We start from the raw sequence: 12,759 nt of genomic DNA on the forward strand, positions 1-12,759 counted from the left end.
GAATCTGGATCCAGCCACTGGCTGACGTTTCGTATCAACTGAACTGACGAGTCTATATTGAAAGGGATCCGTGGCAGTTTGACTTGACTTCCATTCTTCATAATTGATGGGACTTCTTCCGTAAGGGTCAACCCACCGAGTCACGTTGTGCCGGAGTATGTTATCGGCCTCGGGAACGGGCATTTCACCCGAATGCGCGACCGTGTCCGATTGAGACAGGAGATCCTGGCCGCCAGCAGACTGGTCAAAACCTCCCCCCACCAGGAGAATGCATACGTACAGTAAAACTCTAAAAGTCATTCATTGCCTCCGCCGACCGGGATTGCAAGGGATTTGACAGGGAACCCAGGGTCGTCTCCTTGAATCGCACGCATTACATACAATTGTCCGTGATCTTAGTACCCGTAGCCGAAGCTGGCTTGAAATCGCAACGTCAATTGTGGCTACCGGGCATCCGAATCAAAGGCACTGGCTGCCGGTTGTGAATTCTCTTCATAACGACGTAAGAACGGTGCCTTCTGTTTCAGTTCTTTTGGCCACAGGGACGGAATACAGGCATCAGGGATGGGATTCAAATGTCCTGTGTCTACTCTGGTCCTTTATGCCTGCTGAGTAGATTCATCAGGGCCAGTGACATACTACGAAGAATCAGGTAAGAAGTCTCTCCCTTCAGCGCCGGGTCGCTCGGACTCACAAAAGATACGCAACTCTGCCGGTCCGTATAATCAGGCTCATTTCAGCACTAACGCTGCTACAGACAAAAAGAAGTGCAACATTATGTAGGCACCTACGTAGTTTTTACAGAGAGATCGTCGAGAAATGGCCGTCGAGAGAGACTACATTGCGGAACTGGGAGCGCTGGCTTTGGCCAGCAGACTCCGCAGATTTCTGCATCGCTTGCAGAGCGACGGGGAGCAGGTGTATCAGAGCCTGAATCTCGATTTCAAACCCAAGTGGTGTCCGATTCTTCACCTTCTGTCTAATTGCTCACCCCTGAACCTCGCAGAGGTCGCACAGTTACTGGGCGTCGCCCACCCGTCAGTGATTGAGACGGTCAACGAGCTTGTCCAGGCCGGACTGGTCGAATCTCGGCAGTCGGAGATCGATCGCCGGTGCCGCGAACTCTTTTTGAGCTCTGAAGGGAAACAACTCTGTAACGAACTCCAGCCGGTCTGGAACGCGTTCAGGGCGGCAGGAGAAGAAGTGGTCGGGGAAGACGGCAACAGCTTTCTGGAGGCACTCGGCAAACTGGAGCACTCGATTGACGATCGATCCATGTACGAGCGAATAATGGCACGGCTGGAAAGACGAACCGGACATAAGGAAAGAGACAGGGATAAACACTCAAAGAGGTAGATACGGGAGGCAGGTATGAATCGAATTAACGTCATTCGCAGATGTGGCAGGCGGATGTTGCTAAGTATGCTTTTCGCTACGCTGCTCACATCCAATGCTATTTCGCAGTCACAGCCGGAAACACCGCTACCGCTGCAGAAGGCGGACGTTGCCGAAATCATCGATTCGGTCCTGACCGCCATCGAGACCCACTACGTGTACCCGGATACGGCACGTGCTCTGAGTAAACACATTCGAGAGAAACACGCCAAAGGCGCGTATGATGATATCACCGATCTGAGGACAATCGCAGGAAAACTCAGCGACGATGTGCGGGCCTTCACGCACGACAGACACATGCACATCTCCGTCATGACACCCGGCGATTCTCCCGCTATCGGCGACACTCTGACCGACGATGAAATCGCTCGCCGCGCCGGCACCAACTTCGGATTCAGAAAAGCCGAATGGCTGATTGGAAACGTAGGGTATCTTCGAATTGATCGCTTCGACGACGCGGTATTCGCCGGCGAGGCCGCCTCGGCGGCCATGAATTTCCTTGCGCGCTGCAGCGCCGTGATCATCGATCTCAGGTACAACGGGGGCGGCCATGAGACAATGGTGCGGTTCCTGGCGAGCTATTTCTTCCAACGCCCAACTCAGATCAATGCACTCTACTTCACCGAAACCGATTCGCTCGAACAGTCATGGACCTCTGCTCACGTGCCGGGCCGGAAGCTGGTCGATACCGACCTGTACATATTGATCAGCAATCTGACAGCTTCGGGAGCCGAAGCGTTTTCCTACGGCCTGAAACACGCCGGCCGGGCCGTCCTCGTCGGCGAAACAACCGCCGGCGCGGCGCACTGGACCGAGTACTGGAACTTCCCGAACCTTCAAATACGCGCCGCCGTGCCCATCGCCCGCCCGATTAACCCGGTCACCAAGACCAGCTGGGAACGCACCGGGGTGACTCCGCATATTGAGGCCTCGATCGGCAAAGCATTACCCCTTGCCCACCTCGAAGCGTTAAGGCGGATCATGGCACGGACCACCGACGAGCAAGAAAGAAAGGAACTGACCTGGAATATGGCTGCGGTCAGGGCGCAGGCCGAGCCGGTCAACGTCGCGCAGGAACAGATGCCGGCCTACACCGGCGAGTTTGCTGACGGGCAGTACGTTATCCTGATCAAGGATGATGCCCTGTACTGGCGCTATGTGGACGGCACCGAGTTCATTCTGGTGCCGCTCACCACTGATCTTTTCGGGTTCGATGATACCGATGATTATCGAGTCGAGATTATCCGCGACGGCAAAGGCGTGGTCACCGGTTTCCGCCTCCTGATCAGGGGCGGCGAGGCCGGACCGATCCGGCCAAGGACCGGTGATTTGTAACGCTGCTTGTCAACGATTCCGGCAGGGTGGCGTGTCCGGTGATGTGGCGATCACCCCTGTTTATGTGGCGACGGTGGGAATGACAGCTATCTTGGAAAGTGAACAGGAGTTTGTGTGAGGATTGTTGCTTATGTCAGCAGGCGAGTCACAAGAGAACAAAGAAGGCATTCCGCGGGTTCGCTTCGGACCGATCCGATGGTTAACCACACCTCTTTACACGACTGTCGAAGAAGCGGTCTCTGAATACACCGGGCGTGCGTGGAGGATAAAGAGCGAAAAGGACTTTTCGGAGTTCGCCTGTCACCATGGCGCCATCGTATCGGATGGTTCGTTCGCTGTGTTTTTCAAATACAGCGAAGCGGCCGAGGCGAAGAGGCAGTTTGAGGTTGAGATATCAGACCTAAAAACTCTTTCGGAGAGAGCCGGGGTCCTGATACCAAAACCGATCGACATAGTAAGCGTGGAAAAGGGAACGCTGCTGATCATGGAGGCCCTGGAAGCCATCGCACCTGGCCCTCGTCAATGGAGACAAATCGGGACAACTCTGGCGTGTATCCATCGGGTGAAAGGTGCTGCCTGTGGTTTCGAAACGAACGGCTTTTGGGGTCCTCTTTATCAGGACAACACTGCTGTGTCGGATTGGGCGACTTTCTACAGGGAACGGCGTCTGTTTCCCTTGCTGAAGACGGCCATCAATTCCGGGAATATCCCTTTGTCCGTAGTTTCACAGGTAGAGATGCTGGCTACGCGCCTGCCGGCGTTGTGCGGCCCCGAGGTAACACCGACGCTGTTACACGGAGATGCGCAACAGAACAACTTCATAAGCACAGCAGAAGGAACCTATATCATTGATCCGGCGATCTACTTTGGTCACCCCGAGATGGACTTGGCACTTATTGACAGCTGGCAACCTGTACCAAGGGCCGTTTTTGACGGCTATCGGGAATCAATGCCAATTGACTCAGGATTCTCCGAGCGGCGCGACTTATGGCGTGTACCGCTCTATCTTGCCGCAGTCGCCCTTGAAGGTTCAATGCATCTGAACAGACTGACAAACGCTCTCAACACTTACTTATAGCTGTGCGCAGAAAAGACGTGAGTACGACGTCCAATACACCTTATCCTCAGCTAAATGCCGTTCTGCAAGAATTGGTGAGCAGTGTTCAGAAGATTCTGCGTGAACACCTCGTCGGAGCTTACCTTCAAGGTTCTTTCGCAGTCGGAGATTTCGACGAACATAGCGATGCCGATTTCGTCATGGTGATCGTCCGGGAACTGTCGGAGTCCCAACTTCGAGATTTGCAGTCCATGCATGAACGCATCTTCAATCTCGGACCTGAGTGGGCGAAACACCTGGAAGGATCCTACTTTCCCAAGAAAGTCCTGCGTGATTATACACAAAGTGGTAGTGATTTATGGTATCTGGATAATGGAAGTTGCGTGCTTGTGAGGTCAAATCACTGCAACAAAATCGTCGTCAGGTCGATTCTGTGGAAGAAGGGGGTTGTATTAAGGGGCCCGAAGCCGTCAACTCTGATCGAGCCGATCCCGGTTGCGGTCCTTCGCCGAGCGATTTTGGCGTCTATCAATGAATCGGGTCAGCTGATTCTCACCAATCCTGAGCAGTTCAACAATCGATTCTATCAGACGTTTATCGTCTTGCACTACTGTCGGAAATTGCACGATCTGCACACTGGTGTGGTTGGATCAAAGCGCTCTGGTGCCGAGTGGGCCAAGGACAATATGGAACAGTCGTGGTCAGGTCTTATCGATCGAGCGTGGGATGGAAGACCGAACCCGGCTGTTTCCGTTCGGCAACCGGCAGACAAAGCCGATTACAAGAGCACCCTGGAATTCGTTAGGGAAGTGATTCGAGCAGCCAATAAATTCGCTGACTCAGAGAGGCTTCTAAAGGGAGAAAGTGACTGACATCTTGAGAAAGGAAGCCGTCACAATTTGGTCACAGTACGGTGCAAGTCCTTGTGTCACAACACAAGTATGAATCACACAGGCGATGCCTGTTCTATGCCCTCCGGCATTACTCATGGCTCGAGCAATCAGGACGTTCACAACCCTGATTCTATATGGCCACCTCAACACACCGAAACAAAATGAGATCTCGTCCGTAGTCATGATATTCCAAGGAGGTTTCGATGATACGAATAGCGTCCGTATTGATTGCGACAGTGTGTTTTGTGTTGGCGCTGACTGCGAGTGTATGCGCACAGATAGATGCAGAGAACCTGCTCATTAAGATGATTGAGGCTCGCGGCGGGGCGGACAGGCTGAGTGAAATCAAGACCTCGGTTATGAAGGGCAAGATTATTATGGTATCGCAGGGTGGCGTGTCCGGTGATGTGGCGATCACTCATGTCTACCCTGACAAGTCGCTCATAGAGATGGTGATAGTTGGTACCTCGATCATCCAGGGGTTTGACGGGAATATCGCCTGGATGGACAATCCGCTGGCCGGAGGCTTTCAGGAATTGCCGGCAGCACAAACAGAAAGCTCAAAACGGGAAGCAGTAGGTGACGACGCCCTGCTGAATCCCGAGAAATACGGCATCAGGTACACGTACAAGGGGAAGGACACCGATGCCGGCCGGGAATACCATGTGCTTGAGCAGATTTTCCAGGACGGCGCTAAAACAACCATGTATGTGGATCCGGAGTCGTATCTGGTGCATAAAACATCAATCAACAGGGGATCCCTTCAGCAATCCCACCTTGAAGAAGCTTATTACTCGGATTATAGAGACACGGACGGCGTCATGCAAGCGCACAAGGTATCCCTATTCGTGAATGGTCAGGAAGCCATCACGTACCTGTTTGATCAAATGACGTACAATTCTGAAATCAATGCCGATGTATTTCAAGCGGCTGAAGGACGCTTCTCTCGAGAGGAACTGATTGCAGACGCAAGAGAGCTGGCAGCTATTATCGAAGATGCGCATCCCGATCCTTACAGGCTTATCGGCGGCAAAATCGCCTATCATCGCCACTTTCAGCACGTGCTGCACGCCATACCTGAAGAGGGAATGACAAAGAACGAATTCACAGTACTCCTGCGCCCCTTTGTTGCCGCGATTGGGGACGCCCACACTGAGGTCTACGCACATCACAATGTAGACTTAACTGCCCCCGGAGGCCTTCCTCTAAGATTTGATGTCGCGGGACAGTCTCTTGTCGTTTCCGGTGTCCCCGGTACACAGTATGAGAGTCTTGTGGGAGCGCTGTTGGTTTCGGTTGAAGATGTTTCCATTGATGAACTGGGCAGACGGCTGAGAAACCTCAGACCGATCGATAATCAATATCATCTGTTGTGGTACTTCACTACCAACTATCTCTGGTACGGGCCTTACCTTCAGGAGTTGCTGCCGGAATGGAAGAACACCAACCAGTTGCAGGTCAGGCTCCGACAGTCAGCGGGCGATGTCGTGGAAACTGTCTTTGACCTTCCCATGAACGTAACATCCCTAATCGAACCGGAATCACGGATCACCTTACCTTCCACGGACGAATCCGGCTTTGTGGCTGATTTTCTGGGGCCGGACAGGAAAACCGCCTACCTGCGGATCGATCACATGAAGTACTACCGCGAGAGTTTTGAGGCGCGCAACAGCCTTGGTCTCCAGAGCATGGCGGAAGACGAATTGAACGCGATACCATCGGCCACGGAGTTTTTCAGATCGCTGGTCAAGACCATGAAAGACGCCGGCACAAAGACGTTGATCGTAGATCTACGCCGGAATGAGGGCGGAGATGCCCTGATGGCGGACTACTTGATATATTTCCTGTACGGAAAAAGCACCACCCTGCAGACTCGATGGAACAATATAACGAAACTGTCAAAAACCTACCTGGAGGCTCGTGAGCGCCTGACCCTGGACGACATCAATAAGAGCCTCGCTGTTCCTTTGGTTGAGGGGGATTATGATTTCAGTGAGGACTATTCGGGTGATGTTCTGAGTGATGCCTCTTCAATGGAGGAAGGATTAGCTTATGCGCCAACATTTTACAGGGAATGGGAAAGCGGATCCTACGAGAGCTACTACTGCCCGGCAAACGTGATAGTCCTGACGAGACCGGCGACGTTCAGCGCTGGCTTCGGTGTTGCAATTCGTCTGTATCGAGCCGGTGCCATCCTGGTCGGGACCCCTTCAGGCCAAGCTCCCAATTCCGGCGGTAATGCGATCAAGTGGTCGTTACGTAATACCGGCATAGCCGGTAGAGTGTCTCAAACGTACGTACAGAACTTCCCTCACGATTCCGAGTTGTCGCGTGTGTTGCAGGTGCATTACCCTTTAACGGCTGAATTGTTAAAGTTTTACGATTTCGACCCTAACGCTGAGGTTCTCTACGCGCTTGATTTGCTGCCTGAGATTGCAGAACGGAAGAGGTGAGGTTATCGCACCTGGGGAGTATATTCGCATCGGCTCGGCGTTGCCCGCCGCTTCTGACGTAGTCCGATCAGACCTCGATCGTGTCCTTCTTCCCGTCAGGTATTCCCCACAAAAAAAAGACGGTCACAACCTGGCCACAGCGTCACAAATATACCTTACCCCTAATAGTGGGTTGAGAAGGACGCGTTATCGATTGTAGTTGAACGAGTCACTCCTATGGGCTAAGTTGGCACTGTTGTGACCCGCTGTGGATAGATAGCAGGACCAGAACAGCCAGAACAACCAGAACAACCAGAACAACCTTTGTGATTTACATTAGGTCTCACGGTCATTCTGAATCGGTAGTTTCCGGGCACCGTGGCGTTACGATTTGAGTCCACTAAACTGTACTTAAGGAGAGAGCATTGTCACATAACGCGATGAGCCTTCGAGAGCGTGTCCAGGGCATTATGCCGGACCTGGAGATCGAACAGTTCGAAATGAACAACGAGGGGTTGATAAACGACGTCGTGATCGTTAATGGCATGTACGTCTTTCGGTTCGCGAAGAAAAAGGAATATGCCAGGACTCTGGATGTTGAAACGAGAATCCTCGACCTTATTCGATCCGAGGTTGGTGTGAACGTCCCAACACCAATATACAATGGTGAAGATTGTGTTGTCTACCCCTACCTCCATGGCGAACCTCTCTTGCTTGAAAGAATAATGGCCTTGGATGAAAGCTCCCGGATTCGTATTTCGGAGGACCTGGGTAAGTTCCTTTTCAGCATGCATACCACGGACATTTCTGGAGTAGAAGAGGAATTGCCGTCCACGCTAGCGCCCGTCACACGTGAAAGATGGCTTAATATCTACCGTAGGGTGAAAACAACGGTATACCCATTGCTGTGGAAACACCAAGTAACATGGGCCGAGCATCTGTTCAATGGCATGCTAATGAACCCTCATTCGTTTGAGTACAAGCCCGCACTAATTCACGGTGATCTAAGACCGTACCACATTCTGATAGACAATCGGAACTGCGAGATAACAGGTGTGATTGATTTCGGTGTTGCCGGTATTGGGGACCCGGCTTCGGATATAGGAACCTTGATAAACACGTACGGCGAGAGTTTCGTAATCAAGATGAAACACGCTTATCCTAATCTGGGAGAGTATCTGGCGAGGGCGAGGTTCTACGCTCAGTCGATCGAGTTACAGTGGGTGTTATTGGGCATCGAAATGGGAGAGAACTTCTGGTTCGCAGCACATTTAGGCTGCGCGAGAGATGTTCGTTCATAGCGCGTATTCCGAGCTTTCGCTCGAGGTGATTCATGATCTGTCGATTTGCACCAGGAAGATGCCGCTTTGCGGATACGCCTCAACCAGTGATGTGGTCCTGATTCTGGATTTCCGGCGGGATCCGTATATGTGAGACGGTCACAAAAGGGTGTAGGTCCTTGTGCCACAACACGAATATGGAGGTTTACTTCGCTGCGCTCAGCATCTCCGACGATTCCCCCCATCCCCACCATAGACACAGTTTGTTCTGCTTTTTCGGACGGCGGGTGCCGGGTAGGAGAATCTGAACCCCTCCTGCGCGAGTTGCCGGACGTAAGGGTCCCCCAGCAAGCTGTGGGGCACCCGGCAGACATCATGATACCGTGCTGAAGGTAGGGAGGCCCAAATGATTAAACAAATCGTCTCGAATCTACGTCAGTTAGTCAAAAGATGGTCAAATATGTCCTGGACCAGACAGAGTGTATTGTTTGTCAGAGGTAACTTCAAGCAAAGGAGATACTTTATAACAAATCACCCGGGTATCGCTACTGACAGACTTACCATCCCCATTCTTTCCTTTCTATACTTGTAAGGTCTGTTCTTACGGTTCGACTAGTCTGAAAAACCAACGCGGGAGATAACGATTCAGAAGATCAGTTGTCATAACAATGGAGTTGTTTATCGATTATTTGGTCTATTCTTCGATTTCAGCCACACTTGCGCAACAAAAAGAAACAACGCCTCTGGACGGAAGACGGGGAGGGATTATTGCTTTTAACTCAGATCGTGATGGTAATGGTAACGTTTATTTGATAATCGCTGGCGGGAGAGGACAACGAAATATCACGAATTATCCGGCCAATTATGGATTTGGCACCCGATGAGCAGAAAACTGCTTTTGTGTCAGATATAACCAAGGGAGGCACCAGATGAGAGGCAACCATATGCGAAGCAACCGGATGCTTGGAAGAATAGCTCTGATAGCGATAATTGCCATATCGGCTTATCCGTTCACTGTGCACAGTCAGATTCCAATGGAGAATCCGGAGTGCGCTACCTGGGATTTGCCCCACAACCGCTACCTGATTTCGCTCAATGTCGACGGAGACATTATCCAGATCGATACTTCCGGGACGCTGACCATGTTCAAACATTTGGGACAGACGATCAACTCGGCTTGCATCGGCGGTAACACGTTTTATCAAACAGGGATGCAGACTGTTTATGGGTTCGATCTGGAAACCGCAGGTCAAGTGTTCTACGTAGCTCTTCCGGCGGTATACCTCGGCGGCTGCGCGGCCGACACCGGTGGGTATCTTTATGTTGTCGATATTCCCACCTGGACGGGCGGCGCTGAGGACAGGATCTGGAAAGTCGATCTCAGTAACGGTGCTTACACGAAATTCGCAAGCACGGACAGGGGGCTGGGCTATCTGCCCCGGGACGTAATATTTGATGCCGAGCACAACCGCCTGTTAGTCATCGGGGCAAGGGAACCGGTATATATTCAGGCTATCAGCATTGAAGACTCCAGCGTTACTAATCTGGTAAGATTTGAGACGGACTACAGCAACGGCCTTGCCAGAGATCAGTTCGGCAACACATATGCAACGGGTTACGATAACGGAATCATTTACCGATACGACTCAAACTTCACTTCGCCTCCTGAGATCGTCTCCGTCGGTTATGATGCGCCCTGTAACATCGACTACAACAGCCGTGACCACGTCCTTGCGATTCCGAATTACTGGGGGGATAGACTGGAGTTCTTGCGCGTGGGACGGCCTGAACTGACGAGGCGGACCTTCTCGGACCTGAGTGGGGGCGACGCAGACAGTGTTTTCGAAAGTGGTGAGAGCATCGAGCTGGTTGTGACAGTGACCAACCCACACTTTTTGCCGCTGACTGATGTGTCAGTCGATCTGATCGCGGCGACCGGTGGACTGACAATCACCCAGGGTTCGGCTGATATCGGTAGCATTCCGGCGAGATCAGAAATCACTAACAGCGGCAGCCCATTTCTGTTCGATATTCCGCCGGAGACTGAGAATCAGATGGTTTCGTTCGACCTGGAAATGACCTATACCAGCGACTATGGGACTGAGATCGACACGGTAATTATCGAAGCGCCTATTGGTGGAGTATCGATTCTGCTGCTCGACGATGATCATGATAATTGGGACGTAGATCAGTACTATCGTGAGGCCCTGGCTCTGGTTGACTCCACATATCATATCTGGCACACTACCGACGGTCTTCCGGAAACTGCATACCTGCGTAGCTTCGATGTCGTTATCTGGTTCACGGGAAACCACCGACCAGCATTGCTCGACACCGATGAGATCACGGCCATGAAGGACTACATGGACGTTGGCGGCAACCTGATCCTCACCGGTCAGGGAATTGCCAGCCACCTGGATACCGTCGATCAAGATTTCCTTAGCGATTACCTGCGCTCAGAGCTGTTGGGTACTGACTTCTGGTATAACATGGCAGCCGACACGGGTGGTCAGGTGTTCAATCCCTCAGATACGATCAAGATCGGAGGCTCCGGTGGCGCAAACAATCAGACTGTCTTCGATCATGTAGGACCCGTGAACGGTGGTGTTGCCGAGCTGAAGTACTACGGTCAACCGGGCTGGAGTGCTGTTTCTTACAGTGGCACCTATCGACTGCTCTTTCTGACCTTTGGTTTCGAGGCCGTCATCAACGATAATCCGTTCTGGACCGATCGCGACCTGATTTTCCCTGAGATTGTCGGCTTCTTTGACTGGATCAATCCGTTCTTCTGCTGCACCGACACGACCGGCAACGTTGACGGCGACGAAGAAGGCATAGTCGATATCGGCGATTTGACTGCGCTGATTGGTTACCTGTTTATTCCGCCCAACGAGGAACCCGCCTGTCTGATGGAGGCTAACGTTGACGGCGACGAGGCTGGCGTTGTCGATATTGGCGATCTGACAGCTTTGATAAGCTACCTGTTCATCCCGCCCAATCCGCCGCCGGCAGGCTGCATGAATTGACGTAGTTTATTGGTGAAGGAGTCACGACCCGTTCAACCACATCGGACTGGATCCGAATAGTGGCCGGTGGTCTGCATTCTACGATGACGTGGAGGTACCTCTGCAAAACCCCTGCGGTTCTGCCGCGTCTGTGATATTCACTCATTGACGGAATATGGCATGGGTGATATATTCTGTCGTCACCGGGGGGTGCTTCATCGAAGAGCTTGTGAGTAACCGAGAGGTCGTTCGTGCCGTCAAGTGGCGGAACCATGCTGCGGTGTTCGATGGTCGTATCTCTTGTGATCGTTGGGAGTAGCGGGCCATTGTCGGTACAGGCGGGTCAGGAGCCGGCAGATAGCGCCTGGCAGTTGAAATCGGCCCAGCAGGTTCTGGACAAGGCCCTAGCCGATACACCTGGCGGGATCGCCTTTCGAACACAGCGGAACGATTTAAGCAGAGTTGGGCACAACAGTGCAACGTGGAAGGGTTGCGCTGGACGATTCATCGCCAAGTAGTATTCGGTAGGCACCTAAGAAGACCTGCTAAACGGGAACCTGAAATGCAATCACGCGGTTTCCGGGAGAGGAGCACCGTTGATCGTTGCGTGTCATCTACGCTTCGTCTATGCACTCCTTAGGAAGACTTCCGCGCGGAATCTCACTGACGGTGTTACATGGTCATACCGGAAAGTGTCGCTAAACTCTCCCTGGGCTTGCTTGATTGATGGTAAGTTAAACCACGCATCTTGGGGCTTTGCGTACATCGTTACACTGTCATAGCAGGATGACGGAATACTAAACTTGAAGTACACCGTTTCGATCTCAGAAAGAAATGAAAAGCCGATAGCCAACTTAGCCGCCGAGCCCCCTGGTGCCATCGGTTCAGGTACACAGCTGGTATACCGTAGCGGTGCCAAAGCATCTAACTCGACCTGCGAGTCTTTTGGACTGCCGAAAAGGCCCTCCAAATCAAAGGAGATGCGCTTTCTAGGATCATTCCTGCTGACGCCAATGCCGGAGGTCAACGGGATGTTGTTGTTGTTACCAGCTGAATACCTACCTTCCGCCGATTGGATGCTCTCACATCCCACGAAAGGTATGAAATCTTCAAAGTGGACTGAGCTTTGATAGACTACAATGAAAGACCGCATTGCGATATCTATCTGACGATTCTGCTGAACATAGATCTCATATGTGCGATTGTGACAAGTGTATGCAGTAGTCAGTGAAACACTTCGTTTGATGAGTCGGTGGACGGCATGTCGGAATTGAGGGCTTGCTAGGTACCAACCAATGAAGGCAATAATGACAGGAATGAGAACAGATAAGACACCGAGAATGGTGGGTAGCTCCTCCATAT

Annotated in this window: 9 protein-coding genes; 8 read left to right on the plus strand and 1 reads right to left on the minus strand. The window is 52.0% G+C overall.

Annotation, left to right across the window (positions count from 1 at the left end; all coding sequences use genetic code 11):
• Window positions 1–819 precede the first annotated feature (819 nt).
• The 8 genes from VMY05_01860 (at window position 820) to VMY05_01895 (ending at window position 11,418) form a co-directional block, all read left to right on the plus strand.
• Complete coding sequence (locus tag VMY05_01860) at window positions 820–1,356, plus strand: MarR family transcriptional regulator (GenBank protein HUV29826.1); 537 nt, start codon at window positions 820–822, stop codon at window positions 1,354–1,356.
• A gap of 15 nt (window positions 1,357–1,371) precedes the next feature.
• Window positions 1,372–2,730 (plus strand): S41 family peptidase, encoded by a 1,359-nt coding sequence (locus VMY05_01865; protein ID HUV29827.1) that lies wholly within the window; start codon window positions 1,372–1,374, stop codon window positions 2,728–2,730.
• Window positions 2,731–2,860: 130 nt separating this feature from the next.
• Window positions 2,861–3,808 (plus strand): fructosamine kinase family protein, encoded by a 948-nt coding sequence (locus VMY05_01870; GenBank protein ID HUV29828.1) that lies wholly within the window; start codon window positions 2,861–2,863, stop codon window positions 3,806–3,808.
• A gap of 17 nt (window positions 3,809–3,825) precedes the next feature.
• The gene (locus tag VMY05_01875) at window positions 3,826–4,659 is read left to right on the plus strand and encodes an aminoglycoside adenylyltransferase domain-containing protein (GenBank protein ID HUV29829.1); all 834 of its coding nucleotides are present in this window, start codon (window positions 3,826–3,828) and stop codon (window positions 4,657–4,659) included.
• 224 nt (window positions 4,660–4,883) lie between these two features.
• The gene (locus VMY05_01880) at window positions 4,884–7,133 is read left to right on the plus strand and encodes a S41 family peptidase (protein ID HUV29830.1); all 2,250 of its coding nucleotides are present in this window, start codon (window positions 4,884–4,886) and stop codon (window positions 7,131–7,133) included.
• A 404-nt stretch (window positions 7,134–7,537) separates the two neighbouring features.
• Window positions 7,538–8,413: a phosphotransferase gene (locus VMY05_01885; GenBank protein HUV29831.1), complete on the plus strand. Its 876-nt coding sequence runs from the start codon at window positions 7,538–7,540 to the stop codon at window positions 8,411–8,413.
• Window positions 8,400–8,546, plus strand: coding sequence for a hypothetical protein (locus tag VMY05_01890; protein ID HUV29832.1), 147 nt, complete (start codon window positions 8,400–8,402; stop codon window positions 8,544–8,546). The genes VMY05_01885 and VMY05_01890 overlap by 14 nt, the downstream gene beginning before the upstream one ends.
• A 1,000-nt stretch (window positions 8,547–9,546) precedes the next feature.
• On the plus strand, window positions 9,547–11,418 hold the full coding sequence (locus VMY05_01895) for a hypothetical protein (protein HUV29833.1): 1,872 nt from the start codon (window positions 9,547–9,549) through the stop codon (window positions 11,416–11,418).
• Window positions 11,419–12,022: 604 nt separating this feature from the next.
• On the opposite strand, the gene VMY05_01900 is transcribed toward VMY05_01895, so the two are convergent.
• Complete coding sequence (locus tag VMY05_01900) at window positions 12,023–12,757, minus strand: hypothetical protein (GenBank protein ID HUV29834.1); 735 nt, start codon at window positions 12,755–12,757, stop codon at window positions 12,023–12,025.
• Between the last annotated feature and the right edge of the window lie 2 nt (window positions 12,758–12,759).

Source organism: Acidobacteriota bacterium, from assembly GCA_035529075.1.
Lineage (GTDB): Bacteria > Zixibacteria > MSB-5A5 > GN15 > FEB-12 > DATKXK01.